This window comes from Virgisporangium aurantiacum, assembly GCF_016863635.1.
GTDB lineage: Bacteria > Actinomycetota > Actinomycetes > Mycobacteriales > Micromonosporaceae > Virgisporangium > Virgisporangium aurantiacum.
Genome location: NZ_BOPG01000025.1, coordinates 35,266 through 61,528, shown reverse-complemented (window position 1 = coordinate 61,528; position 26,263 = coordinate 35,266). Strand labels below are relative to the sequence as shown.

General features: G+C 74.5%; 21 protein-coding genes. 12 read left to right on the top strand and 9 right to left on the bottom strand.

The window, feature by feature from the left end; genetic code table 11:
• Positions 1 to 7: 7 nt before the first annotated feature.
• The gene (locus Vau01_RS20630) at positions 8 to 2,503 is read right to left on the bottom strand and encodes an ATP-binding protein (RefSeq protein ID WP_203995348.1); all 2,496 of its coding nucleotides are present in this window, start codon (positions 2,501 to 2,503) and stop codon (positions 8 to 10) included.
• 95 nt (positions 2,504 to 2,598) lie between these two features.
• On the opposite strand from Vau01_RS20630, the gene Vau01_RS20625 reads away from it, so the two are divergent.
• The 4 genes from Vau01_RS20625 to Vau01_RS20610 all read left to right on the top strand — a co-directional run bounded on the left by Vau01_RS20625 (position 2,599) and on the right by Vau01_RS20610 (position 5,894).
• On the top strand, positions 2,599 to 3,393 hold the full coding sequence (locus tag Vau01_RS20625; RefSeq protein WP_203995347.1) for a hypothetical protein: 795 nt from the start codon (positions 2,599 to 2,601) through the stop codon (positions 3,391 to 3,393).
• Positions 3,394 to 3,700: 307 nt separating this feature from the next.
• Positions 3,701 to 4,519, top strand: a complete 819-nt coding sequence (locus tag Vau01_RS63450; RefSeq protein WP_444546035.1) for a hypothetical protein — start codon at positions 3,701 to 3,703, stop codon at positions 4,517 to 4,519.
• 298 nt (positions 4,520 to 4,817) lie between these two features.
• Entirely contained in the window at positions 4,818 to 5,570 is a 753-nt protein-coding gene (locus Vau01_RS20615) for a lysophospholipid acyltransferase family protein (protein ID WP_203995536.1), read from the top strand.
• Positions 5,571 to 5,657: 87 nt separating this feature from the next.
• Positions 5,658 to 5,894, top strand: a complete 237-nt coding sequence (locus tag Vau01_RS20610) for a hypothetical protein (RefSeq protein ID WP_203995346.1) — start codon at positions 5,658 to 5,660, stop codon at positions 5,892 to 5,894.
• 54 nt (positions 5,895 to 5,948) lie between these two features.
• Here the strand turns inward: Vau01_RS20610 and Vau01_RS20605 are convergent, their stop codons facing one another.
• The 3 genes from Vau01_RS20605 to Vau01_RS20595 are packed head-to-tail and all read right to left on the bottom strand — an operon-like array spanning position 5,949 to position 9,885.
• On the bottom strand, positions 5,949 to 6,806 hold the full coding sequence (locus Vau01_RS20605; protein ID WP_203995344.1) for a hypothetical protein: 858 nt from the start codon (positions 6,804 to 6,806) through the stop codon (positions 5,949 to 5,951).
• 44 nt (positions 6,807 to 6,850) lie between these two features.
• A complete protein-coding gene (locus tag Vau01_RS20600; protein ID WP_203995342.1) occupies positions 6,851 to 7,408 on the bottom strand; it encodes a LuxR family transcriptional regulator in 558 nt (185 codons plus the stop codon).
• On the bottom strand, positions 7,405 to 9,885 hold the full coding sequence (locus Vau01_RS20595) for a helix-turn-helix transcriptional regulator (RefSeq protein ID WP_239151728.1): 2,481 nt from the start codon (positions 9,883 to 9,885) through the stop codon (positions 7,405 to 7,407). The genes Vau01_RS20600 and Vau01_RS20595 overlap by 4 nt, the downstream gene beginning before the upstream one ends.
• Positions 9,886 to 10,441: 556 nt before the next feature.
• Here Vau01_RS20595 and Vau01_RS20590 point away from each other — a divergent pair.
• Genes Vau01_RS20590 through Vau01_RS20575 form a run of 4 tightly spaced genes read left to right on the top strand, consistent with a single transcriptional unit; the run spans position 10,442 to position 15,668 of the window.
• Positions 10,442 to 11,953: a dynamin family protein gene (locus Vau01_RS20590; protein ID WP_203995338.1), complete on the top strand. Its 1,512-nt coding sequence runs from the start codon at positions 10,442 to 10,444 to the stop codon at positions 11,951 to 11,953.
• A 35-nt stretch (positions 11,954 to 11,988) separates the two neighbouring features.
• Positions 11,989 to 13,041: a nucleotide exchange factor GrpE gene (locus Vau01_RS20585; protein ID WP_203995330.1), complete on the top strand. Its 1,053-nt coding sequence runs from the start codon at positions 11,989 to 11,991 to the stop codon at positions 13,039 to 13,041.
• Positions 13,042 to 13,043: 2 nt separating this feature from the next.
• Positions 13,044 to 14,939 (top strand): dynamin family protein, encoded by a 1,896-nt coding sequence (locus tag Vau01_RS20580; protein WP_203995534.1) that lies wholly within the window; start codon positions 13,044 to 13,046, stop codon positions 14,937 to 14,939.
• 3 nt (positions 14,940 to 14,942) lie between these two features.
• On the top strand, positions 14,943 to 15,668 hold the full coding sequence (locus Vau01_RS20575; protein WP_203995324.1) for a hypothetical protein: 726 nt from the start codon (positions 14,943 to 14,945) through the stop codon (positions 15,666 to 15,668).
• On the opposite strand, the gene Vau01_RS20570 is transcribed toward Vau01_RS20575, so the two are convergent.
• Positions 15,569 to 16,705: a helix-turn-helix transcriptional regulator gene (locus Vau01_RS20570; RefSeq protein WP_203995323.1), complete on the bottom strand. Its 1,137-nt coding sequence runs from the start codon at positions 16,703 to 16,705 to the stop codon at positions 15,569 to 15,571. The genes Vau01_RS20575 and Vau01_RS20570 overlap by 100 nt on opposite strands.
• A gap of 62 nt (positions 16,706 to 16,767) precedes the next feature.
• Between Vau01_RS20570 and Vau01_RS20565 the strand changes: the two genes are divergently transcribed.
• Positions 16,768 to 17,157 (top strand): VOC family protein, encoded by a 390-nt coding sequence (locus tag Vau01_RS20565; RefSeq protein WP_203995322.1) that lies wholly within the window; start codon positions 16,768 to 16,770, stop codon positions 17,155 to 17,157.
• Here Vau01_RS20565 and Vau01_RS20560 read toward each other — a convergent pair.
• The 3 genes from Vau01_RS20560 to Vau01_RS20550 are packed head-to-tail and all read right to left on the bottom strand — an operon-like array spanning position 17,151 to position 22,473.
• On the bottom strand, positions 17,151 to 19,478 hold the full coding sequence (locus Vau01_RS20560) for an SDR family NAD(P)-dependent oxidoreductase (protein ID WP_203995321.1): 2,328 nt from the start codon (positions 19,476 to 19,478) through the stop codon (positions 17,151 to 17,153). The two genes, Vau01_RS20565 and Vau01_RS20560, sit on opposite strands and share 7 nt — an antisense overlap.
• The gene (locus Vau01_RS20555; protein ID WP_203995310.1) at positions 19,475 to 20,653 is read right to left on the bottom strand and encodes a winged helix DNA-binding domain-containing protein; all 1,179 of its coding nucleotides are present in this window, start codon (positions 20,651 to 20,653) and stop codon (positions 19,475 to 19,477) included. Before Vau01_RS20555 ends, Vau01_RS20560 begins: the two co-directional genes overlap by 4 nt.
• A complete protein-coding gene (locus Vau01_RS20550; RefSeq protein WP_203995309.1) occupies positions 20,650 to 22,473 on the bottom strand; it encodes an Hsp70 family protein in 1,824 nt (607 codons plus the stop codon). Before Vau01_RS20550 ends, Vau01_RS20555 begins: the two co-directional genes overlap by 4 nt.
• Positions 22,474 to 22,561: 88 nt before the next feature.
• Between Vau01_RS20550 and Vau01_RS20545 the strand changes: the two genes are divergently transcribed.
• A complete protein-coding gene (locus Vau01_RS20545) occupies positions 22,562 to 23,344 on the top strand; it encodes a glycerophosphodiester phosphodiesterase family protein (RefSeq protein ID WP_239151727.1) in 783 nt (260 codons plus the stop codon).
• A 19-nt stretch (positions 23,345 to 23,363) separates the two neighbouring features.
• Entirely contained in the window at positions 23,364 to 24,749 is a 1,386-nt protein-coding gene (locus Vau01_RS20540) for an MFS transporter (RefSeq protein WP_203995308.1), read from the top strand.
• 8 nt (positions 24,750 to 24,757) lie between these two features.
• Here Vau01_RS20540 and Vau01_RS20535 read toward each other — a convergent pair whose 3' ends face one another.
• Positions 24,758 to 25,444 (bottom strand): class I SAM-dependent methyltransferase, encoded by a 687-nt coding sequence (locus Vau01_RS20535; RefSeq protein WP_203995307.1) that lies wholly within the window; start codon positions 25,442 to 25,444, stop codon positions 24,758 to 24,760.
• A gap of 69 nt (positions 25,445 to 25,513) precedes the next feature.
• Between Vau01_RS20535 and Vau01_RS20530 the strand changes: the two genes are divergently transcribed.
• Positions 25,514 to 26,239 carry a thymidine kinase gene (locus tag Vau01_RS20530; RefSeq protein WP_373320280.1) on the top strand — a complete coding sequence of 242 codons (726 nt, stop codon included), beginning with the start codon at positions 25,514 to 25,516 and terminating at the stop codon, positions 26,237 to 26,239.
• The last annotated feature ends 24 nt before the right edge of the window (positions 26,240 to 26,263 follow it).

Genomic DNA, 26,263 nt, shown 5'->3' with positions numbered 1-26,263 from the left:
CGAACTGCTAGCCTGGGCGCCTCACCTGGCTCAACTGCACCAGGATCGTCGTGGCCTCGCGCCGGGCCTGGCCGGCGCCGTCCGGGTCGCCGGCGGCGAGGAGCGAATCGCCGAGGCGGGTCAGGGTGTCCGCCTCGTGGTAGCGGTCGCCGCGGCTGCGGAACAGGTCCAGCGCCCGCCGGTAGCAGTCGATGGCGGCGCGGTACTCGCCGCGGTGATGGTGGACGCAGCCGACGGTGTCCCAGGTGTCGGCTTCGCCGTAGAGACTTCCGGCGCTGCGGTGCCGGGCCGTCCGATACAGCGCCAGCGCCTGCCGGCCGATCGCCATGGCGTCGTCGTGGCGACCGAGCCGGACGTGTTTCCACGCCGTGTTGTTCAGCGTGAGCGCCTGACCGCCCAGGTCGTCGGCGGCCCGGAAGAGCCGCAACGCGTGCCGGTCCTCTTCCAGGGCGTCCTCCACCCGGTCCAGCCGGACCAGCAGGCTGCCGAGGGTGCGGTGCGTCGCGGCGCGGCCGGTCGGGTCGTCGAGCCGCACGTACAGGTCGAGGGCGCGGGTCAGGTGCGTGCGGGCCCGGTCCGGGTCGTCGAGCAACGACCAGGCGTGGCCGAGGTGGCGGTGCAGCAGCGCCTGCGCGGCCCGGGCGCCGTGCCGGTGGGCGGCCGACAACCCGATCTCCGCCGTGTCGCGCCAGTCCCGCCAGTGGCCGCCGCGCTGCAGGAACTCGGCGGCGATCCACGCGAGCCGCCAGGCGTACGGATCCAGACCATCGCCCGCGGCGATCCGGACCGCGGCCGTCAACGCGGCGCGTTCGCGGGTGAACCAGGCCCGGGCCGCGTCGACTCCCCGTGCCGCTCCGACGGCCGTACCGGGCCGCGCCGGCGGCAGATCGGCCCGGTCGCGGCCCGGATAGAGGACGCCGCGAGCGGCGGCCGCCGTGTGCAGCAGGTGATCCAGGAGCCGCCCGAGCGCGTCGTGCCGCTCCGCGCGGTCCACCAGAGCGGTGCCGTACGCGCGTAACAGGTCGTGCATCGCGAACCGGCCGACCGACACCTCGACGACCATGTTGGCGTCGCGGAGCGCGGCGAGGATCCGCCGCGTGGCGGCGATCGGCGTTCCGGCGAGGCTGGCCGCCGCCGCGACGCCGACGTCGTGTCCCGGATACAGCGTCAGCAACCGGAACAGCCGGGCGGCGTCCGGCGCCAGCGACCGGTACGACCAGGAGAACACGGCCCACAGGTCCGAGCGGGGGTCGCCGGGGTCGAGGTCGCCCGGGTCGAGGACGTCCGTGGTCAGCTCCGAGGTCAGTTCCGAGGTCAGCTCCGCGGCGAGGTCGGCCAGTGTCAGGTTCGGTCTGGTCGCCGCGTGTGCGGCCGCGACCGCCAGCGCGAGCGGCAGCGCGGCGCACGCCGCCACGACGCGGTCGGCCATCGCCGGCTCGGCCGCGACCCGGCCGGTGCCGATCCGTCCCGCCAGCAATGTCGACGCCTCGGCACCGGACAACGGGCCGAGCGTCATCGGACGGGCGTCGTCCACGGCGACTAGGCCGGCGAGTCCGTTGCGGCTGGTCACGACCGTCAGGCAGCCGGGGGCGCCGGGCAGCAGCGGGCGGACCTGTTCGCTGTCGCGGGCGTTGTCGAGGATCAGCAGCGTCCGCCGGCCGGCCAGCAGGCTGCGGAACAACGCCGCCCGACCGTCAACCGTGGTCGGGATCCGGTCCGGGGGGACGCCCAACGCGCACACGACGTCGTGGAGCGCCTCCGTCGGGTCGGTCGCGGGCCGGTCCGGATCGAATCCGCGCAGGTTCAGGTACAACTGGCCGTCGGGGAACCGGTCCGCCGCCCGACGGGCCCAGGTGAGGGCCAGGGTCGTCTTGCCGATGCCGGCCATGCCGTCGATGACGACGAGGGTGGTCGTCGCGGGCAGCCCGGTGAGCGTGGCGAGTTCGTCGACGCGTCCCACGAACGTGCCGACGGTCGACGGCAGCTGCCGTGGAACCGGGGACGCCGCCCGGTGCCGCGGGTGGGTCGGCCGGCGGACCGTGACCTCGCGGCCGTGCTCTCGGTCGTGCTCTCGGTCGAGAGCACGGTCGTGCTCGCGGCCGTGCCGGAATGCCTGCTCGATCACCGTGTACCTGCTCCGCCAGTACTCCTCGGTGGCGGCACCCGGTGCCAGGCTGCTCGTGGAGGCGTGCCGTTCGGCGTACTCGCGGAAGCAGCCGACCAGCGACCGGACGACGTCCCAGTCCGGCGGGCGGCGGATCCGGCCGGCGAGGATGGCGCCGACCTGGCTCTTGCTGAGCAGCGTGCGGGTACCCAGTGCACGCAGGCCCGGCCCGCCCGCCCGCTGCCAGACGCTACGCAGGTCGGCGCAGAACTCGGCGAGCACCCGGTCCGTCAGCTCCCCGGCCGTCACCGGGCGGTCACCGTCCTCACCGCGGACGTCCGGTGGTGTCCGGCGCACCGGACGCCCGCCGGCCGCCGCTGCCGGCCGCGATGCTCCCACCCGTCCGGAGTCGTCCCGGATCCGGCCGGGCCGCCGCGCCGCCGGACGAGCATCTCGGCGAACGGCACACGCCGACGTCGACCCCTGGAGGTTCCGTGAAACGACGATTGTTCCGAACAACCGCGGCCGCGCTGCTGGCGATCGCCGTGATGCTGCCCGGCGGCGCCCGGCCGGCGGCGGCGGTCAGCCCGGTGGTGATCGCGGGGTACGTGCGGATCGCGGTCGAGGCCTACACGACGATCAGGGACTTCCTGCGGCCGGGCGCGTCGCAGGACGACCTCCAGCGCGCGGTCCGGCAGATCATCGCCGCGATCGAGTCGTCCAAGACGGAGATCCTGAACCGCATCGACGCGATCGCCACCGCCGACGCGTCGGCGTGCGCGCGGCAGTCCGTCGTGGAGTTCGCCGACATCGAACTGTTCACGCCGCAGACGATGCAGCGGTGGGCACAGGACGCGACCGGCTGCGTGACGCGGATCCAGAGCCTGATCGGGGTCGTCGGCGACAAGGCGCAGACGGACCTGCTCGGGCTGGCGCTGAACACGGCGGGACCGATCGCGATCGCGGCGCGGGCCCGGGCCGGCTTCAGCACCGACGCGCTCCGGGGGATCGTCGCGCAGGGCAACCGCTCGCTGGTGACGCTCCTCGAGCCGGCGTGCACCTTCACCCCGCTGTGGGGTGACCAGCCGCCGGGGTCGCGCGAGGTCGAGGTGGTCGTGCGGTGCGCCGCCTATCCGGGGGCGGGCGCGCTCGACTACGTGATAGTTCCGGCCCGGCGCGGCCAGCCGCTGGTCGTGCCGCTCAGCGCCTACGCCCACGTCGTCGAGGCGGCGTCGAACCAGACCAGCCGGGCCGTCGCGATCGCCGCGCTGGGGGTGATGCCGGCCTGACGAACCGGTGAGGTGCGGGCGGACCCGGGTCGTCGAGGGGGTCCGCCCGCGTCGCGCGTGTGTCACGACCGTTGTTCGTCTCCCGTCCGCCGCCGGACGTTCGGTGGGCGCGTCGAGAGGGAATTGTCGTAGCACTCTGGTATTAGTTTCCGAACACATGTTCGTGAGAGGGGAAGAGGGTATGGCGACCCGTACCGCGGCCCCCGGCCTGTCCACCGATGAGCTGGCCCGCATCAGAGACACTCTGGCCACCGGGCGTAAGCCCAAAGTGGTCTTCACCGCCGCCGCCGGTCAGATCGCCGGGCAGATCGGGCAGGTGGTCGAACTGACCGATCCGGAACTGTCCGACGAGTGGGTGGTGGTGCGGTTCGGACGTGACGAGCTGCCCTTCTCCCCCACCGACCTGCAGATCCCGGCGAAGTCGACGAGGGCACCGGTCCGCGCGGCGCCGGCCGCACCGGCGTCACCTGTTGTTCCGCCTGTTCCAGAGCCCGCCTTCGAGTACGCTGCAGGGCCCGCGCCGGTGTCGGCGTCCGTGCCCGGCCCCCGAGAGGAGCCCCCCGTGCCGACTACCACCACCGTCAACGGCGCCGGTCGTCCCGCGAAGGGCGCCAAAGCGGCCCCCGCACCCGTCGACGCCGCCGACGGTAAGGCGTCGGACAGCCCCGCGCCGGCGGCGAAGAAGGCCGCCGAGCCGGCCGCCAAGGCCGACACAGCGAAGGTAGACGCGGGCAAGGTCGACGCCGCCAAGGCCGACACGGGCGCGGCCGGAGATTCGCCGGCCTCCCCCGCCGAGTCCCCTGCGGCTGCGCCCGCTCCGAAACCGGCGGCCCGCAAGGCGGCCAAACCCAAGGCCCCGCCGTCACTCACAGTGACACTCACCTATGCCGAGGGTGAGTGGATGGTGGGTGCGACGCAGGGTTCGAAGGCGTTGGCGAAGCCGTACATCATCAAGCCCGCCGAGGCGCTGAAGATGGTGTCGATGCTCGACGTGCCCGGCGTCCACGACGCGGTCGACGAGATCGTGTCGGCCGCGCGGGCCGAAGCCGAGCAGCAGGCCGAGAAGCTGCGCGCCGAACTGGCCGAGATCGAGTCCCGCCTGGCCGAGCTCCGCGAAGCCGGCTGACGGGGAAACGGCACGGGAACGTGCGGGCGGCGTGCTGGTCGGCCGGCCGGTGGCGTGGCAGTATCTCGGCACTGTGAGTGTCGGCACCGGACAGAACAGCGCCGCCGAGGGCGGCAGCGCGACCGCGGGCGCCACGTCGTCGGCCCGGCCGGGCGGTGACGTGGGCGCTCGGGCGGCCGTCGGGACGGCTTCCGGCGTGGATCGGGTGCGGGCGGGGAACGGGTCCGCTCCCGGGAGTGCGGGTCCGGCGCCTGCCCGTGCCGGGGGGTGGCGGGCGCCGCTGCTGTGGCGGGTACTGATGGTCGGGGCCCGGGTGCTCGTCGGGTGTGTGGGGCGGCTGCGGGTCACCGGGGAGGTGCCGGACTCGCTGCGTGGGACGCCGGTGGTGGTGGCGGTCAACCACGTCGGGAACTTCGATCCGGTCGTGGTGGTGGCGGCCATGCGGGTCCGGGGGCTTGCGCCCCGGCTGCTGGCGACGGCGGGGTTGTTCGGGGCACCGGTGCTCGGTTGGGTGTTGCGGGCGTGCGGGCACATCCCGGTGAACCGGGCCTCGGCGTCGGCGGCCGACGCGCTGCACGAGGCGGAGGCGGCGCTGGCCGCCGGAGCGCTGGTGACGCTGTACCCGGAGGGCCGGATCGGTCTCGATCCCGGCATGTGGCCGGAGCGGGGCAAGACGGGGCTCGCCCGGCTGGCGTTGCGCAGCGGCGCCACGGTGCTGCCGGTGGCGCAGTGGGGCGCGCACGAGGTGGTCGCCTACCACGGGGCCGGGGCGATGGTCGCCCGGCTGTTCGGGTCGGTGCTGCGGCGTCCCGTGCTGCGGGTGCACTTCGGGCCGCCGGTCCAGCTCGACGACCTGTCCGTCGACACGCCGGGTGCGGCGCTGCGGGCCACCGAGCGCATCATGCGCGCCGTCACCGACGGGCTGGAGCCGCTCCGTACCGATGCGGGCGAAACGCGGCTGCCCCGCTACGTCGACCCGACGCGTCCGCTGTCGACCGCCCGCACCGGCGACCGCCGCCACCGCGACCCGGTGCACCGACCACAGCGGTGAGCCCAACGGTGAGCCCAGCGGTGAGCACCGGCTGAGTGGCACGAACTGGCGAGCAGACCCGAAGTGATCATCGCCACACTACTGGGCATGACTTCATACCAGCCCGCCGCAACGTCCCGCATCTCGCCGGTCAAGCTCGCAGTCGCCGGCACCCTCACCGTCGTCCTGTCCGTCGCGCTGATCGTCGGCGGGGGGCTGCTCGTCGCATTCGTCCCGGCGGCCGAACCGGTCGCGATGGTCACCGGCCTGCTCGGCCGCGTGCTGGTCGTCGCCGGTGTCGTGCTCGTCGTCCTCGGTGCCGTGCGCCGGTTCGACCGCCGCTGAGGCCGCCACCGAGGCCGCTGCTGAGGCCGCCACCGACGCCGCCACCGACGCGGCTCATTCGTGCCGGGTGAACGTGCGGCCGTCCGCGGAGACGAACAGCCGGCGCTGTTCGGGACCGCTGTCGGTGGACGCGTCCGCCACCATCCACATCGCCTCGTCGCACACGTCGATCGCGACCGGCGGTCCCGGCGTGGGTACGGGCACGACCGACGTGCCCTCGACCCGCAACAGCACCCGGTCGCCGAGAACGTACAGGTCCTCGCGGAAGGTCCGCAGCGACCGCAGGTCGGCCATCGTTCCGGTGGCGACGCGGCTGAAACCGGCGGACCCGGCGTCGTCGGCGGCGTCGCCGACGAGCAGGACGCCGCCCTTGCCGCAGATCCAGTAGGCGCCGACGTGCCGGGCGACATCCTTCAGCCAGGCCCGGACCCCGGCCGGCACCCGTCGCCACGGCCCGCCGTCGGTGCGGAAAACGGTGCCGTGAACGCCGACCGCCACGAGAGTGGCCCCGTGCCCGGCAACGTTCGACAGGCCGGTCAGCTCCTCGTCGGGTCCGGCGGCCAGGCCGTCGTTCATCGCGGTCCAGACAACCGCGTCCGGCGAGGCGAAGACCTGCCGGAACAGGCCGCAGACGTAGAACCGTCCGCCGACCCGGCGGGCACCCTGCACCCGCAGGGGCAGCGCCGGAGTGCCCGGAAGTTCCGTCACGACGATCTCGCCGCCGGCCCACGGCACCCGCTGCAGCTGGCCGTTCACGCCGACGTTGACGAGGGAGTCGTCGGTCACCAGGCACGCGACCGTCGGCCAGCGGGTCGGCGGGAGGTCGGCCCACCCGGCCGGCGAGGTCGCGAACACCGTCGTCGACTCGTCATCGTCGTCGCAGCCGACGACGATCGCGAGCTTTCCCGTCACCGCGGTGACGGACAGCAGGACGAGGCCCTCGGGTCTCAGGACCGTCAGCCCTCGCGGGTCTCGCGGCGGATCCGGAGGTAGGCGAGTACCGCCTCCCGCGTCGTCCGCACGCCGAGGACCTCGCGGGCCTCGGCGATGCGCCGGTTCGCGGTGCGCAGGGACAGGAACTCGGCCGCGGCCGCGGCCGCGATCGTCTCGCCGCCGGCCAGGCGTTCGAGCAGGGCCCGCTGTTCCGGGGCCAGCTGGGGGCCGGACGACGCGGGTTCGTCGGACTCTCCGGCCACCGGGGCGTCGGGGTCGACGCTGACCGGGCCGACGCGGGCCAGGTCGGCGTACAGGGCGCGGCCGACGTCGGACCCGGCGTCGGCGATCGCGACCACGCCGGCGCCGCGGGCGGCGGCGAGGACCGCGAGTTCGGCGGTGTCGGCGTCGGCGACGCGGCCGAACAGGACCAGCCGGGTGCCGGACACGTCCCACGTGTTCTCCGGCAGGGCGAAGCCCTCGCGGGTGGTCCAGCCGGCCCGGGCGAGCCTGCGCAGCACCGAGGTGGCCTCCGTACCCCCGTCGACGATGTACCGGGGCGCGGCGAAACTAGCCGTCATGTGTCGCCTTCAAGCGATAACGCCTCCATCGCCAGTGCGGCCGCCTCGGTGCGGGTGCGGGCGCCCAGCTTACGCATTCCGGCCCGGATGTGGGTCTCCACGGTTTCGCGGGAGATGCCCAACTGTCCGGCGATGCGGCGGGTCGGTTCGCCCTTGGCGACGAGCCGCAGCACGTCACGCTCGCGGTCGGTGAGTTCGTCGCCGGCGCGGCGGCCGCGGGTGTCGCGGCGGACGGCGTGGCGGCGCAGCGCGCGGCGGGCGCGGCCGAGGAGCACGACCAGGCCGGCCTCCTCGGCGAGCTTCTCCGCCTGCAGCAGCGCGGGGACGGCCCGGTCGGGCTGGTCGTCGAACAAGCCGGCGGCGAGCAGGGAGCGGACCTCCTCGCGGCGGGCGACGTCGTGCCACTGCCCGGCGGCGGCGGTGAAGCCCTCGGCGGACCGGGTGGCCCAGGCGGAGACGGTCGCCGCCACCACCGGCAACCCGGGTGGCCCAGCCGCGGCCGGCGAGCCGCCGGTGTCGTGGGCGGCCCAGTTGGCGGTGATCTGCCGCAACCCGTCGAGCAACGGCCCGGCCGAGGTCGCGGAACCGGCGGACAGCGCGACCTCGGGCTGGCCGTCGAGCCAGGCGGCCTCGCGGGCGACCCAGTCGACGACCGGTGCCGCCGGTCCGTGGCCGGCCTCGGTGAGCCGGCCGCGGGCGGACGCGAGGAGACCGCCGTCGGCCTCGGTGAGGCTGACGGCGGCGGCCGCGTAGCCGCGGGCGATCGCCGGCAGGGTGCGGTCGGTGAGGTCGCCGGCCCGGCTGGTGACCTGGTCGAGGTCGGCGCCGCGCAGCGCCGTGCACCACAGCTGGGCGGCGAGGAACCGGGTCTGCCAGCTGTACGCGAGGTCGGCGGCGCAGGCGGCACCGGCGGTGGCGGCGGCCGACGCGGCGTCGGCGAGGCGGCCGTCGGCGGTGAGGGTCTCGACGAGCAGCCAGGCGCTCCACCGGGCGGCGAGCGGGTCGCCGCCGGTGCCGGCCGCGGCGGCGGCGGTGGCCAGGCCGTACTCCCAGCCGGGTGCCCGGTTCGCGGCCCGGACGGCGGCGAGGGCCGCGCGCAGGCCGAGGTGGGCGGGTTCGTCGCCGTGCCGGGCCCGGATCTGGGCCTCCTCGACGCCGGCGGCGGCCGGGTCGGTGCCGAGGACGCCGAGCAGCCGCAGCCGGTCACGGCCGCCGACGATGTCGGGGGCCGCGTCGTCGGGGACGTGTTCGACCGCGACCCGGGCGGCGGGGGCCGCACCGGTCTGCAGGAGGGCCTCGCCGCGCAGGACGGCGGCGGCCGGATCGGACGCGGCGTCGACCGGCCGCGGGTTCTTCTCGTCGCCGAGGACGCGCAGGCACGCCTGCGGCCGGCCGGCGACGAGCGCGGCCTTGGCGGCGGCGAGGCGCACCTCGGCCGACGCGGTGACGCCGGGCAGGTCGCAGGCGAGGAGCAGCAGTTCGGCCCGGTCGCCGGACGACGGGGTGCCGGCGGCCGCCTCCACGGCGACGGTGTACGCCTCCTGCGCGGCACCGGCGGCGGCGAGGTGGCGGGCCGCCTCCCGGGGCGGCACCACCCCGGCGAGACGGCGGTGCAGGGCGGCGCGTTCGGCCGGGTCGAGGAGGCCGGCGGCGATCTCGGCGACGAACGGCGACACGGGGGTCGCGATCGGAATCGCCAAAGAGGTCGTCGCCGACGCGCCGGCGACGGGACCGGCGGCGGGGCTGGTGATCTCGATCAGACCGGCGGCGGCCAGCTCCGCGGCGCCCTCGCCGAGCATCGCGGCCGGTGCCGGGCGGCCGAGGAGGCCGAGGGCGGCCATCGCCGTACGGGCGGGGCGGCCCAGGTCGGCCAGCGCGGTGGCGACGGCGTAGGCGAGGCCGCTGCCTTCGGCGTCGCTGTCGGGGGCGGGTGCGTCGCGGCGGGTCGCGGCCCGCCGGGCCAGCGCGGTGACGGCGAGGGGGACGCCGCCGGCGCGGCGGACGATGTCGGCGACCGCGGCCGGGGACGCCGCCGGTGCGATCTGGCGGATCATCGCCTCGGCGATCGGTGCCGTCAGCGGCGGGGCGGCCAGCCACACGGTCGCGGCGGCGCGCAGGGTCTGCTCGGCGTCACCGGGCAGGCGGTGCGGTGTGCGCAAGGTCACGGCGACGCGGCAGTGCGCGGCGATCGCCGGCAGGGCGGCGACGGTGAGCGGGTCGGCCCACTGCAGGTCGTCGATGAGCAGCAGGCCGTGCCGGACCCGGGACCGGACGGCCTCGGAGAGCAGCGCCGGGTCGTGGACGGGCAGCCGCACCCGCAGGGCGCGGGCCAGCGGCAGGGCGGCGACGCCGCGCAGCATGGCCAGGCCACCACCGGCGTAGACGGTGCCGCGGAAGCTCTCCTGCAGCCGGCGCAGCAGCGTCGACCGGCCGCTGCCGGGGGCGCCGGTGATGACGACGAGGCCGGGTTCCCGCAACGCCGCCGCGGCCGTGGCGACGAGAGCCGCAGCGGGATCGGTGTCGAGAACGGCCGGATCGACCGACCCATTTGCACCCGAACCGGTGGAACCGGGTCCTCCGACCGGCCCATCCGCGTCAGCCGATGGCCCGCCCGACGCGCCCTCCGGCAAGGGGGGAACAGGGACCGCGGTGGGTACCCTGGCCCGGCCCACGGCCGGTGCCGGGCGCGCGGGCGCCCCGCCAACAGCCGAGCCGTCTGGTGCTTCGGGCACGTCGTCCTCCCCACGAGGTGGCACAAACATGGGATCCTGCCGCGGCAGGATATTCGTAGTCTGGTTGCCGACCGAGCCTGACATGGCAATCCGTGGGTGGTGGGGGACTATATGGGTGTATACGACGTGGGCACGGAACGTTACGACAGCATAAGTTCGGCTGACTACGCAGATATTGTCACCGAACCGACCCCCGGAACCCAATGCGGTGTCGGACATGTGAATCAAGAAAACCCGACCGGCCCACCCGGCCGTGCCCCTTCCGTGCACCCCGTCCCCAGGAACGGCACTATCTGATCCCATGGCACCAGGACCATTGAGCTCACGGGTGGCCGACCTCTGCCAGGAGGTCGGCCACCGCCTCGGTGGCGGCACCCAGGCGCAGGTCTTCGACGTGCGTCGGCGGCTCGGCGAGCCGCTGCGGGTCGCCATCGCCGGCCGGTTGAAGGCCGGAAAGTCCACCCTCGTCAACGCGCTGATCGGCCGCCGGGTCGCACCCACCGAGGTCGGTGAGTGCACCCGCATCGTCACCCAGTTCCGCTACGGCACCTCCGACCGCGTCGACGTCGTCCGCAAGAACGGCACCCGGGCCAGCCTCCCCCTCGACGAGGCCGGCATGATCCCCCAACGGCTCGGCGTGCCGCGCAACGACATCGCCTACGTCGACGTCACCCTCACCAGCGACCACCTGCGCGACCTCACCGTCATCGACACCCCCGGCCTCGCGTCCGCGAACCAGGCCGTGTCGGCGCAGGCGCAGCGGTTCCTGTTCAACGAGGCGCCGATCGACGACGACCTCGACGAGGACTCCGCGCGGGCCCTGTCCGGGTCGGAGGCGATCATCTACGTCTTCACCCAGTCGGTCCGCGAGGACGACGTGCAGGCCCTCGAAGCGTTCCGGTCGATGTCGGCCCGCCTGTCGTCCAACCCGATCAACTCCCTGGGCCTGTTCAACAAGGTCGACAAGCTCGCCGGCAGCGGCGCCGACCCGTGGCCGGTCGCCGAACCCCTCGCCTCCGACCAGGCGAAGGTGCTGCGCCGGGTCGTCTCCGACGTGGTGCCGATCGTCGGTCTGCTCGCCGAGACCACCGAGGCCGGCCGGCTCACCGCCGCCGACTGCGAGGCGCTGCGTCAGCTCGCCGCGCTGAACAACAGCGAACGGCAGGTGCTGCTCGCCTCCGTCGACCTGTTCTGCAACCGCGAGTCGGCCGTCTCCCGGGAAGCCCGGGAACGGCTGCTGCGCCTGCTCGACCTGTACGGGATCAGCTTCGCCATCCACATGCTCGTCCAGCGTCCGCAGCTGGCCACCGGCGAACTCGTCCGGTTGCTGCTGCAGGCGTCGGGGTTCATGCGGCTACGGCAGACCCTCGACCAGGCCTTCCGGTGGCGCAGCGACGCGATCAAGGCCGGCTGGGGCCTGTCCAGCCTGGAGAAGATCGCCAGCCACGCCGAGCGGCCACAGGACCGGGAACTGCTCCGGGACGCCATCGAACGGGTCCTGCAGCAGCCCGACTACCACCGGCTGCGGCTGCTGGAAGTGGCGCAACTGGTCACCACCGGCGCCGTCGACCTGCCCGAGGACATGCAGGGCGAGCTGACGAAGCTGGCGCTGTCGACCGACCCGCAGTGGATCCTCAGCCTGCCCGGCGCGCCAACCGACCATCTGGTCAAGGCGGCGCTGGAGGCGGCGACCCGGTGGCGGGCCTACGCCGTCGCCGGTGCGAGCCCGGCCCAGTCCCGGGTTGCGCTCGTGGCTCATCGTGGCTTCTATCTGTTGTCCCAGCGCGTCCGCGGCCAAGCTCGATTCAACTGAGCTCGACTCACCTAGCAAAACGGAGAAGCGTCGACATGTCCCCGAACAGCCTGCGGGTCCTCGCGGGCGCCGCAGCGGCGGTCATCGTGCTGCTGACCGGCATCGCCGTGGGCCTTCTCGGCGCCGCGCCGGAATGCCCCGCACCGGCGGCGCCCGTCCAGCAGCAGACGACCCCCGCCCCGGCGGCGACGACGGCCACGCCCACCGGCAACAACGGCGGCGGCATCAACGACAACCAGGGCGGAAATCAGGGCGGAAATCAGGGCGGCAATCAGGGCAACCAGGGCAACGGCAGCCTCGGCGGCACCGTCGGCGCCCGGGAGCGCACGACCGGTGCCGAGCCGCCCGACGCCCGGCCGCAGGAGACCGTCGGCACCCAGACCACGCCGACCCAGCAGGCCCAGCCGCAGGCCGCCACCACAGCCGCGTGCGAGGGCGAGACCTTCTCCATCCCGGCCGCGCTGGCCGGGGTCGCCGGGGCCGGGCTCGCGTCGGTCACCCTGCTCGCGTTCCTCCTGGCCGCGCAGTCGCGCCGGCCGGTGGTTCCGGTGTCGGGTCCGCCGGCGGCCGGCACGCCCGCGCGGGGTGCCGACCCCCGGTTGGACGCCGACCGCGCGGCCCTCGTCCGGGCCTGCATCTACGTGCGGGACCGGGTGACCAGCCGGGCACTGGCCGACCGCCTCGCCGCGGCGCTGCGCGACGCCGGCGTGAACGTGGTCGAACCCGTCGGTGAACGGTTCGACCCGGCCCGGCACGAGGCCGGCGGCGCCACCCCGACCAAGGACCCGACGCAGACCGGCACCATCGCCGCCGTCGAGGTGCCCGGCTACGTCGACCGCAGCGGCCGGGTCCTGCGCGCCCCCGTCGTCACCGTCTACCAGGGCGGCGCCGGTCCGGCCGCCCAGACCCCGGCGGCGAGCGCCGTCAACCAGCCGTCGGGGGCGTACCCGACCGTCAATCCGCCGTCGGGTGCCTACCCGACGGTCAACCCGCCGTCCGGTGCCCACCCGACGGTGTCCCGCCGGACCACACCCGGTCCCGGCACCACGCAGCAGCAGCCGCGCCGCCGTACCGAGGAGGACCGGTGACCATGACCGAGCAACCGCCCGCAGCAGCCGGGGGGTCGCGTCCGAACCCGGAACAGGCGATCCAGAAGCTGCTCAAGCAGGCGGTCGACGGGGGGCTTGCCTACCTCCGCAAGATCGACCCGGACGCGGCCGCCGACCTCGACCAGGTCAAGCGGCGCGACGTCACCCGGCCGTCGATCGTCGTCGTCGGCGAGACCAAGCGCGGCAAGAGCTCCCTGACGAACATGCTGATGGGCGTGCCCGGCCTGTCCCCGGTCGACGCGGCCGTGGCCACCTCGTCGTTCATCGAGTTCCGGTACGCGCAGACGCCCAGCGCCCGCGCCTACATCCCCGGCCGCGAGGACCCGGTGCCGATCGCCCACGGCGACCTGCGCAACTGGGGCACCGTCCTGGGCCGGATGCCCGACGGGATGCGGCCGCCGCGGCGGATCGAGGTGCACCACAACGCGCCGCTGCTGCAGTACCTGACCGTCATCGACACCCCCGGCGTCGGCGGCCTCGACCCGCTGCACGCCGAGGTCGCCCTCGACGCCGTCGAGCGGGCCACCGCGCTGCTGTTCATCGTCGACGCGTCGTCGCCGTTCTCGAAGCCGGAACTCGACTTCCTCATCGAGGCCAGCAAGCGGGTCAACTTCGTCATCTTCGGCCTGACCAAGTGCGACGCCTACCCGGGCTGGCGCACCATCCTGGCCGACAACAAGGGCCAGTTGCAGGCGCACGCGCCGCGGTTCGGCAGCGCCCCGTGGTTCCCGGTGTCGGCGCGGCTGGCCGAGATGGCCATGTCGATGCCGCCGGAGCCGCAGGCCGAACTGATCCGCGAGTCGCGGATCGCCGAGATGCAGCACGCGCTGATCGACCTGGCCAAGAAGGGCCACTCGCTGCAGCTGTCGAACGTGCTGCGGTCGGTGCGGTCCGAGGTGATCCGCCTCGACCAGGAGATCGGCGAGCGGATGAAGGCCACCGACCCCGACCCGGCCGACGCGCAGCGGGCCAAGGACGAACGGGCCAAGGTCGCCGCCCGAAAGCGCACCGAGTCACGGCAGTGGTCGCTCGCGCTGAACACCGAGACCCAGCGGGCCCGGGTCGAGGCGACCACGCGGCTGCGCCAGTACGTGACGAAGCTGCAGGAGGACTACCTCAACAAGATCGACAAGGCGTCCGGCAGCGAGATGAAGAACCTCCCGCAGGAGGTCGACCGGTCCCTGCACGCGTTGAGCGTCCGGCTGTCGCACGACCTGGAGTTCCGGTTCCGCAAGGTCGGCGAGCGGGTCCTGGCGCAGGTGTTCCACCCGCACGAGCTGCAGTACGTGCTGCGTCAGCTCAACGCCCGGCTCCGCCACGCGCTGACGACCAGGCCGCGGCGTGAGGGCGGCAGCGGCGACGGCGCGATGGTGGCCATGTCCAGCGCCGGTATCGCGATGATGGCCGGCCGCGGTGCGATGGCCGGCATCGGGGCCGGTGCCGCCGCGGCCGGTCTCGGCGCGGCCAGCCTGGCGATCCCGGTCGTCGGTATCGCCATCGGTCTCGGCGCCGGCGCCTACATGATCTTCAAGCGGAAGTCGATGGCCGACAAGCAGTCCACCCGGCAGTGGCTGCGCGAGGTCCTCAACGACGCCCGCGCCGCGCTGTCCGACGAGATCATGCACCGGTTCACCGACCTGCAGTACGCCCTCACGCTCGCCCTCGACGAGGCCATCGAGCGGCGGCTCAAGCAGCTCGACGACCACATCGCCAACATCGACAAGGCCATGGCCGAGGACAAGGCCGGCCGCGCCAAGCGCAAGGCCACCCTGGCCCAGGAGCGCGAAGGCCTCCGGGCCCGGATCAAACAGCTCGACGAGGTACTGGTCCGGGTCCGCCAGCTGCTGCCGGCGGCACCAGCCGAGAATCAGGGGTGACGCATGGACCAGGACTGGGGTGACTGGGGCGGCGAGGACGGCGACTATCACGGCGACTCCCATGCGGACGCCGGCGAGACCGCCAACCTCGGCGACCCGGACGAGCCGCTCGCGTCGGGCCTGGGCGGTTACGGCGACAACGACGGCGGCTTCCCCGGTGAGGGCGGCGAGTACGGCGGCGACGACGCCGGCGACCCCGGGCATCTCGGCGGCCAGCCGGGCGGCGGGTTCCTGGAGGACGACCCGATGGGCTCCTTCGACACCGACGGTTCCGACGGCGACGGCCATGACCCCGTAGATCTCGGCGACCCGGGCGACGAGCCCGACGACACGGGTCCCCATGCCGGCCCGGACGCGTTCGACAACGGCCCGGACGTCACCGACGACTCCGGCGCCGACTCCGGTGCCGACAGCGCCGACCCGGCGTCGGTCGTCGGCGCCGACCCGGACGTGGACCCCGATGCCGACTGGTCACCGGAGGAGTTCCCGGCCCAGCTCGACTTCGCCGCACCGGAACCCGTCGACGGCTACCCGTGGAGCGACCCGTCCGCCGTCGCCGCACCCGGCACCGGCGGCGACGACCCGGCCGCCGCACCCGACGGCGCACCCCCGGCACAGGACCTGCTCGACTACGCCGGTGCCGAGGGCGGCGCCGACCCGTGGTCGGCGCTGGTCGGCTCCGACGACCCGGCCGCCAGTTCCCTCGGCCGCTGGTGGTCACCCGGCTGAGCTGCACGCCGACCCGCCGAGTGACCCGCCGAGTGACCCGGCGGCCGCTGGGCCGCCTCCGCGGCGGCTGCCGCTGCCGTGAACCGGCGGCCCAGGAGCGCGAACGCGTCCCGGAGCTCGACCGGCCCGACCACCTCCACGTCCGCGTCGAACCGGCCGATCTCCGCGGCCAGGGCCGGCCACGACCAGGAGCCGAGCACGAGCCGGCAGCGGCCCGGCCCGCTCTCCTCGACGATCCCGTCGCGGGCGAACGTCGCCACCGTCGCCGCGGGCCGGTCCAGTAGCACCGTGCCGCGGCACGGCCAGTCACCCGGACCGTCCGCCCCGCGGAACCGGCCGGTCACGAACGCGGCGATGTCACCACCGGGCAGCTCGCGCGGGACGAACCGCGGGCCGGTCGGCGTCCACGGCCGGATCCGGTCGACCCGGAACGTGCGCCAGTCGACCCGGTCCGGATCCCAGGCGACCAGGTACCAGCGGCCGCCCCACGTGACGACGTGGTGCGGCTCGACCCGCCGCGGCGGACCCGTCGAACCGCCCGAGGAGCCGCCCGCCGAGCCGCCGTAGTCGAAGCGCAGCACCTCGTGGGCGTGCGCGGCCGCCGCGACCGTCGCGAGGACGGCCGGGTCGACCGCCGGCGCCGGCGGGGCGACCGCGGTGACCCGCAGGGTCTCGACGCGGCGACGCAACCGGGCCGGCAGCACCTGCCGCACGGTCGCCAACGCCCGCGCCGCCGCCGCGCCGATACCGTCCCCCTCCCCGGTCGAGGCGACCGTCTGCAGCGCGACCGCGAGCGCGACGGCCTGGTCGTCGTCGAACAGCAGCGGCGGCAACTGCGTGCCCGCCCCCAGCCGGTAGCCGCCGTCGGGTCCCTTGACCGCCGCGATCGGATAGCCGAGCTCCCGCAGCCGGTCGACGTCGCGACGCACGGTGCGCGGGCTGACCCCCAACCGGTCGGCGAGCAGCGCACCCGGCCAGTCGCGGCGCGCCTGCAACAGCGACAGCAGCGCCAGCAGACGCGCGGAGGTCTTCGGCATGCCCCGATCCTGCCGCAGGTAGCGGACACACCCTGGCCGCTACCGCTGCGACCGTTCCTGACATGACGATTTCCACGACAACGCACCTGAACTTCCGCGGCGACGCCCGCGCGGCGCTGGAGTTCTACCGGACCGTCTTCGGCGGCGACCTCGCCGTCGTCAACCACCCCGACGGCGACCAGGTCATGTGGGGCCAGGTCGCCGCCGACAACGGGTTCCGGGTCATGGCCTACGACGTCCCCGGCGACCTGTCCTACGACCCGGGCGACAAGCCCGTGTTCGTGTCGGTCCGCGGCACCGACCCCGACGAGATCACCACGTTCTGGACGGGGCTCTCCGACGGCGCGACCGTCGTGCAGGACCTCGGCCCGGCCGGCTGGTCGCCGCTGTACGGGATGCTGCGGGACCGGTTCGGCGTCACCTGGGTCCTGGACGTGGCCGTGAACTACTGAGACCGCGGCTTGCCGGTCGCCGTGCGGGGCAGGTGGTCGACCACGTGCACGTCGCGGGGGCGTTCGGCCCGCGACAGGCGGGGACGCAGCCACGCCACCAGGTCCGAAGGGGTCGGTGCGCGGCCGGGCACCGGCTCGACCCAGGCGGCGAACCGCTGCCCGAACTCGGCGTCGTCGACGGCGGTGACGACCGCCTCGGCGACGTCCGGGTGCGCGGCCAGCGCCGCCAGCACCGGCCCCGGGTACACGTTCTCGCCACCGGACACGATCATGTCGTCGACCCGGCCGGCCAGGAACAACCGGCCCGCGAGGTCGAGCCGGCCGAGGTCGCCGGTGCGCTGCCACCGTGACCCCGCCGAGCCGTCCGGCGGGCGCCACCCGGCCACCTGCACCTCGCCGACCGCACCGGGCGGCAACGGCACCCCGCGCCGGTCGACGACCCGCAGCGTCACCCCGCGCGGCGCCCGGCCGACGGTGCCCGGCGCCGCGCGCAGGTCGGCCGGGGTCGCGATCGCCGCCCACCCGGCCTCCGTCGACCCGTACAGGTTGTGGACGCGCTCACCGAACCGGTCGCGGAGCGCCGTGTACACGTCGGTCGTCAACGGTGCGGCGCCGCTGACGACCGCCCGCAGCGCCGGCAACGCCGGTGGATCCGGGACCGCGGCCAGCCGGCGGAGCTGCACCGGCAGCGCGAACAGGGCCACCGCCCGGTACCGCGCCGCGGCGGCGAGGACCCGGTCGGCGGGCAGGCCGGCGGCGAGCACCACCGGGCAGCCCAGGGCCAGACCGGCCGCGAGGTAGGTCAGGCCGTAGCCGTGGTGCGGCGGAGCGGCGACGACGATCGGCTCACCGGTCCGCAGCGGGACGTGCCGCAGGTGCGTCACCACCGGACCCAGCAGCCCGCGCAGCGGCAGGGTGCGGGTCACCCCGGTGGGCGTCCCCGTGGAACCGGACGACAGGACGACCAGGCGGCCGGGCGCGGCCCGCACCCCGACCGGCCCGGCGCCGGGCTCGATCACGTCGGTCCACGACAGCGCGGGGACACCGGCGGCAGCGCACGCATCGAGCGTCGTACGGGCGGGGGCGTCGGTGACCACGGCCGTGAGGCGTTCGCGGGCGATGAGCTCGGGCCAGCGGTCGGCGGGGAGGTCGGGCGGGATCAGGACCGCGTCGGCGCCGAGGTGGGTCAGGGCGGCGGTCACCGCCACGAAGCCGCGGTGACCCGCACAGCACACCGCCACCCGGTCACCCGGCCGGACGGCGAGGCGGTGGAACGCGCCGCTCACGGCGTCCCGGATGAGGTTCGTGAGGACGCGGCGGGTGACCGGCCCGATGGCATCGACCAGCGCGGTGCCGGCGCCGGAACCGGCGCTGAACGCGGCCAGGAGCGTCGAGCCGTGCCGGCGGCCGGCGACGATCGCCCGCACGACCCGGTCCGGGCGCAGGACACCGGTCGGGGTGAGGACGCGCACCGGCTCCGTCGCGTCCGCGGCCCGCAGCCCCGCCGCCATGAGCCGCTCCACCGGGCCGGGGACGGCGGCGTCGACGACCGCGCCGGCCCGGGCCCACCACGGCCACAGGCCGCGCGGACGGTCGGCGACGGCCCGGCACACGACCGCGGCCGCCTCGTCCGGTGACATCGCCGGCATCCGGCTGTAGTGCAGCGTCGGCGCGCTCATCCGGGTCCGGGTCAGTCCACAGTAGACGGTGCTGACGGTGACGCCGTCGCGGCGCAGTTCCGGTGCCACGCACCGCAGCCACGTGTCGAAGGCCGCCTTCGACGCCAGGTACGACGACCAGTTCGGCGCCGGCGACGCCAGCCCCGCCGTGGACACGTTGACGACGTGACCGCCGCCGACCGCGCGCATCGCCGGCAGCAGGGCCAGCAGCAGCCGGACCGGGCCGAGATAGTTGAGCGCCGCGGTGCGGGTGACGTCGTGGAAGCGGTCGGCGGTGTCGGCCACCGACCGGCGGATCGACCGGCCGGCGTTGGACACCACGACGTCGACGCGGCGGTAGCGGCGCAGCACCGCGGTGGCGAGGGCCGCGGCGGCGTCGGGGTCGGACAGGTCGGCCGGGTGCACGTGGGCGGCACCGCCGGCGGCGACGATGTCGGCGCGGACCGCGTCCAGGCGCTCGACGGTGCGGGCGACCAGCAGCACCGTCGCGCCGGCGGCGGCGAGGCGGCGGGCGGTGGCCGCGCCGATCCCCTCCGACGCGCCGGTGACCAGCACGATCCGCCCGCCGACGGCACGCCGCAGCCGGGTCTCGTCGGGGCCGCGGCCGGCGATCCCGGCGGCGACCCGGAGCAGGCGTTTCACACCGGATCGGGCTCGGCGAAGACCACCGCCGGGGTGGTTCCCTTCATCACCGTCACGAGCCGTTCCGCCTCGACGGTCAGCGCCTTCGCGGCCTTCGCCGGCACCGGCGCGAACGGCAGGAACGTCACGGTGCCCGCGTCGAGCCGCCAGATGCCGTGGACGAACCCGTCGACGGTGAACGTGCTGCGGATCTGGCCGTTGATCGTGAACACGCGGCGGCGCTGGGCGTCGGTGATGATGCGGGTGCGGTCGGCGTGGCCCATGAGGATCGTGTCGAAGTCGGCCAGCAGCCGCACCGGTGCCGGCACACCCTCGTCGGGGCGGGGCGCGTCGGGCAGGTCGAACAGTTCGACGCCGGCCTCGTCGCGGAACACGACCAGCTCGTCGCGGATCGCGGCCACGATCGGGGCCAGGCGGGTCCGCCCGAGCCAGGCCTGCAGGTCCCGGACACTGGCCGGCCCGTACGCGGCCAGGTAGCGGCGGACCACCTCGGCCGGATCGCCGCTCTCACCGGCCCCGCCGGCCGGGCCGGCCGGGCCGGCAGTGCCGCCGGGGGTGCCGCCGGGGGTGCCGCCGGGGGTGCCGCCGGGGGTGCCGCCGCCCGCCGGGCCCAGCCATCCGCGGGCGGTGGTGAACGCCGGCGGGCCGCTGCGGCCCCACAGGCCCCGCGGCGGCACCTGGACCAGCGGCTCCCGCCACGACACCGTCGCCGCCAGCGCCGCCGGCGCGTACCCGGGCCAGGTGGCGGCGAGGGCGGCGCCGAGGTCCTTCGCGGTCATCGGCGTCTGGTCGAGCAGGGCGGCGCCGGCGGCGGTCACCGCCGCCAGGTCCAGGCCCTCGACGGCGCGGTTGACGACCAGCAGACGGTCCAGGACCGGTTGCAGCATCGGCCGGACCAGCCGGAAGTCGGCGGCGGTGAGCATGTGGATGGTGCCCCGCATCGTCGTGGCCCGCACCACCGCCCGGTCGACGATCAGCCGCGACACGTCCTCCGGGTCGTACGTCGCCAGCCGGGCGCACAGGGCGTAGTACGGCGGCATCGGCGCCTGCGCCTGCAGCCCGAACAGGTGCGTGAGCACCGGCAGCACCCCGGCGGTGGAGCGGGTCAGGAGATGCTGCCGGGCCAGCAGCGCCCGGTTGAGCGCCCGGCGGGTCAGCACCGGGCGCGCGGTCACCCGGACAGGCTGGAGATGAGGACGATGAACAGCACCGCCACCACGATGAGCACGCCGATGGTGCCCAGCACGGTCGGCTCGGCGTACCAGGGCCGCTGCTCCTGCGCGGGCGGACGCTGCTGCACCGGTGCCGGCTGCATCGGCGGCCGTTGCTGCGGCATCGGCTGCGGGCGGGCCATCGGCGGCGGCTGCTGGACCGGCGGACGCTGCTGCACCGGTGCCGGCTGCATCGGTGGCCGCTGCTGCTGCATCGGCGGGCGCATCTGCCCGGGCGGGGGACCCATCGGCGGCCGCTGCTGCTGCATCGGCCCGTAGCCGGGCGGCCGCTGCAACGACACCTGCCCGGGCGGACCCATCGGCCGCATGCCGGGGTTGACGCCCGGATTCATCGCGGGGTTCATGGGCCGGTTCATCGCCGGCGGGGTCGACACCGGCGGGGTCGAGACCGGTGACGCCGACACCGGGTGGATCGGGCCCCCCGGCGGGGCGATCGGCGACCCGGGCATCGGGCCGCCGGGCCGCTGGCCGGGCGGCATCTGCTGCGGCGGCATCGGACCCGGCGGCATGGGGCCCGGCCGGGCCTGTGCGGGCGGGCCGACGTGCGCCGGCGGACGGCCCGGCGGCATCTGCTGCTGCGGGGGACGGCCCTGCGGCTGCCCCGGCCCCTGCGGCCCCTGCGGCCCCTGCGGTCCCTGCGGTCCCTGGGGTCCGGGCGGGCCGCCCTGGCCGGGACGCACCGGCGGCGCACCCTGCGGCCGGGCCGCGCCGATGCACAGCGCCCCCTCGACCACCACCGTCTCCGGCTGCTCCAGCGTGGTCGGTGCGACCCCGAGCGCGGTGTGGATCATGTGGGCGGCGAGCGGGATCCGGGACGACCCGCCGACGAGGAAGATGCCGGTGAGCTCCTGCGGCTGCACCCGGGCCGCGGCGATCGCCCGCTGCAGGCACTGCACGGTGCGGTCGAGGTACGGCTTGACCAGCTCCTCGAACTCGGCCCGGGTGAGGTGCGCATCGACCTCGAGTGCCGGCAGGTGGATGTCGGCGTTCGTGGTGCGGGAGAGCATCTCCTTGGCGCCGCGGACGTCTTCGTACAGCATGCGGCGCAGCCGCCGGTCGTTGGCGTCGCTCGGGTTGACCAGCTTCGTCCACTGCTCGCCGTGGCTGCCCGTGTACGACTTGCCGAGGTGCTCGACGACGGCGTGGTCGAAGTCGAGGCCGCCGACGTCCTGCAGGCCCTCCTCGGCGAGCACGTCGAACCCGGTGGGGGTGCGCCGGACCACGGTGGCGTCGAACGTGCCGCCGCCGAGGTCGTAGATCGCCAGGCTCCGCCCGACCGGCACCTGGGTGCCGTGGACGGCGGTGAAGTACGACGCGGCGCCGACGGGCTCGGGGATCAGTCGCGGGCTGACCAGCCCGGCCCGGCCGGCCGCCTCGGTGAGGGCGGCCTTGCGCCGGTCGCCCCAGCGGGCCGGGTGGGTGATCCGCACCTCTTCCGGGGCCGCGCCGAGCTGGCGCCGCGCCTCGGTGGCGACGTGGCCGATGACCAGGCCGAACACCTCGGCGACCGGCATTTCCCGGTCGCCGAGGAAGATGTAGCCGTCGTCGACGCTGCGCTTCGGGTTCGGCTCGAAGCGGCTCGGGTCGAGACGGGCGTGCCGCTCGGCGTCGCGACCGATGAGCATCCGCCCGTCGGTGCCCAGGTACACCGCCGAGGGGAGCAGCGGTGAGCCGTCGAACAGCAGGGGGCGCAACCGCCCGTCGGTGAGCCGCAGCATCCCGACCGTGTTCGACGTGCCGAAGTCGATACCCAGCACGCGCATGCCCGCCACCCTACTGTGGACCGCCACCCGCCGGTGTCGGCCAACGTGTCGTAACCACGTGTTGGCGTTTTTTGGGGATACTGCGGCCGTGCACCAACCCGATCAAGAACGCCTGCCAGGCTACCTGTCCGCCCCTCCGCTGGCGTTCGCGCACCGGGGCGGCGCGGAGCGCGGTGACGAGAACACGACAGCGGCGTTCGAGCGTGCCGTGTCGATGGGCTACCGCTACCTGGAGACCGACGTCCACGCCACCGCCGACGGCGTGGTGGTGGTCTTCCACGACGACGACACCGGCCGGCTCCTCGGCCGTCCGGGCCGCATCCGGGACCTGCGCTGGGCCGACCTGGCCACGCTGCGGGTCGCCGGCAGCGCGGTCGTGCCGCGCCTGGACGAGGTCCTCGCCGGGTGGCCGGACGTCCGGTTCAACGTCGACATCAAGGACGACCCGGCCGTCGACCCGACGGTCGACCTGGTCCGGCGGTCCGGCGCCACCGACCGGGTGCTGCTCGCGTCGTTCTCGACCCGGCGGCTGGTCCGGGTGCGGACGACGTTCCCGACCGTGGCCACGTCCCTGGGGATGCGCGAGGTGGTGCGGCTGTGGTTCGCCTCCCGCGTCGGGCGGGGGTTCGCCGTTCCGCCGTCGGTGGTGGCGGCCCAGGTGCCGCTGCGGTACCGGCGGGTCCGGGTGGCCGACCGGCGGTTCCTCGCCCACGCCCACCGGCTCGGGTTGCAGGTGCACGTGTGGACCATCGACGATCCCGGGACGATGGGCCGATTACTTGATCTTGGCGTGGATGGCATCATGACCGATCGCATCGAGGTGCTCCGCGACGTGTTCGCGGCCCGCGGCGTCTGGCCCACCACCCCCTGAATCCTGCGAAAGGCCACCGATGGCGCTCCCCCTTGTTGTCGAAGGCGAACCGCCCGCGTCACCGAGCACCAGACAGGAGAAACGCGCCTGGTACTGGTACGACTGGGCCAACTCGGCCTTCTACACCGTCGTCATCACCACGTTCCTCGGCCCGTACCTCACCTCGATCGCGGAGCGGGCGGCCGGCTGCCCCGACGACGCCTGCCCCAAGGACGCCACCATCGGCGTCCTCGGCTTCGACATCGCCCCCGGGTCGCTGTACCCCTACTCGGCGTCACTGGCGGTGTTCCTCACCGTGTTCGTGCTGCCGGTCATGGGTGCGGTCGCCGACCGGTCGTACCACAAGAAGGAGCTGATGGCCGGCGCCGCCTACATCGGCTCGGCCGCCACGGTCGCGTTCCTGTTCCTCACCGGCGAGCGGTACCTGCTCGGCGCCGCCCTGTTCCTCGTCGCCAACATCGCGTTCGGCGCCAGCATCGTCGTCTACCACTCGTTCCTGCCGCAGATTTCCAACGCCGAGGAACGCGACCACGTGTCCAGCGTCGGCTGGGCGTTCGGCTACCTCGGCGGCGGCACCCTGCTGGCGATCAACGTCGCCGCGGTGCTGTTCAAGGACAACCTGGGCATGACCACCGGCGAGGTGGCCCGGTGGAGCCTGGTGTCGGCCGGCCTGTGGTGGGCCGGGTTCACCACGATCCCGCTGATCGGGCTGAAGAACCGGCCACCGGCGGCCGAACTCGCCAGGCCCGACGGCAACCTGCTCACCGACGGCTTCAAACAGCTGTGGGAGACCGTCAAGTCGCTGCGGGCCTACCCGCTGACCCTGTTCTTCCTCGCCGCCTACCTCATCTACAACGACGGCATCCAGACCGTGATCACCATGTCGTCGACCTACGCCGACAAGCAGCTGCACCTCGACGACGACGTCCTCGTCCCGACGATCCTCATGGTGCAGTTCCTGGCGTTCTTCGGCGCGCTGGGCCTCGGCGCCCTGGCCAAGCGGATCGGCGCCTGGAAGGCGCTGCTGATCAGCCTCGGCCTGTGGATCCTGGTCGTGGTGGGCGCGTTCTTCCTCCCGGAGAAGCAGGCGGTGCCGTTCATCGCCCTCGGCGGCGGCATCGGCCTCGTGCTCGGCGGCAGCCAGGCGCTGAGCCGGTCGCTGTTCAGCCAGCTCATCCCGAAGGGCCGCGAGGGCGAGTACTTCGGCCTGTACGAGATCTCCGACAAGGGGACGAGCTGGCTCGGGCCGCTGCTGTTCGGGCTGGCGTACGACGTCACGCGCAGCTACCGCGTCGCGATCTTCTCGCTGCTGGTGTTCTTCGTGGTCGGCATGGTGCTGCTGTTCTTCGTCCCGATGCGCCGGGCGATCGAGGCGGCCGGCAACACCCCGCCGAGCCGCCTGTAGGGCCGGCTCTAGCGCTTGACGCAGGTGTAGGCGCCGTACAGCCGCTCCCGGTAGGACACGTCGACGATGTCGAAGCCGGCCGCCGTCAGCATGGGTTCGAACAGCCAGCGGTACGTGCCGTACTCGGTGCGGACGTGCTCGGCCCGGTCGTCGACCGTGTAGCCGTCGGCCGGGTCGGCGGCGGCGGTGGCGAGCCAGCTCTCGACCACCTCGGCGGCCTCGGCCGGTGCGGCGTCGTAGATCAGGTCGCGCACCCGCAGCACCCCGCCGGGGCGCAGCATGCCGGCGATGCGGTGCAGGGCGATGGCCTTGAAGAAGTCGGGCAACTGGTGCAGGGCGTGGCGGGTGTAGACGCCGTCGGCCGGCGGACCCTCGTGCGCGTAGGAGAGGAAGCCGGCCCGCACCACCGTCACGCTGGCCGGCACCTTCGCGCGCAGGTGGGCGAGCATCGCCGGGGACACGTCGGCCGCGACGACGCGTCCGAACGCCCGCGCCGCCGGAAGCGTGAACTGGCCGGTACCGGCGCCCAGCTCGACGACGACGGACGACGCGTCGAGCCCGTGCTTCTCGAACTCGGCGATGTCGGGCCCGGCGTCGGGGTGACCCTGCTTGCGGTCGAAGCCGGCGACGAACGCCTCGTCGAGATGTTCCGGGCCGGCGTGGGCGAGTTCGTCGATCATCCAGGGGGTCGGCATCGACCCATCGTAATGAGACCCCCCGGCCCAGCCGCCATCGGTTTTGGTCAGCCGGTACGCTCCCGCGGCGTGGCACCCGAACACGACGATGTCGCCCTGGCCTGTGCGGTCTCCGGCGACGGACGGTTACGCAGCGGCGCGGCGCTGAAGTTCTTCCACGGCCCGATGGGGGCCGGCAAGTCCACGCTGGCCCTGCAGATCGACCACAATCACGCCCGGCAGGGCCGCGTCGGGCTGGTCGTGACCCGGCTCGACCGGGCCGGGCCCGGGTGGATCAGCAGCCGCATCGGCCTCGGTCGGGCCGCGGAGGAGATCACCGACGAGACCGACCTGCGCGAGCTCGTCCGCGACCGGTGGGCCGACGGCGGCCGGGTCGACTACGTCATCTGCGACGAGGTGCACTTCTACACCGAGGCGCACGTCGAGCAGCTCGCCGAGCTCGTCGACGGGTCCGACGTCGACGTCTACGCGTTCGGGCTGGCGACCGACTTCCGCACCCGCATGTTCCCGGCCGCGAAGCGGCTGTTCGAGCTCAGCGACGAGCTGGTGCGGCTGCAGGTCGAGGTGCTGTGCTGGTGCGGGCGGCCGGGCCTGCTCAACGCCCGGGTCGAGGACGGCGTGGTGTCCCGGGAGGGCGCCCAGTTCGTGGTCGGCGACACCGACGACGCGGTGGAGACGCCGCTGACCCCGGCCGAACCGGCGGAGATCCGGTACCAGGTGCTGTGCCGGCGTCACCACCGCGCCGGCGACCTCGGCCCGACCGCCAACCTGGCCGGCCAACTCAGGCTGGTATGAGGACGAACACTAGCGCCAGCGCTA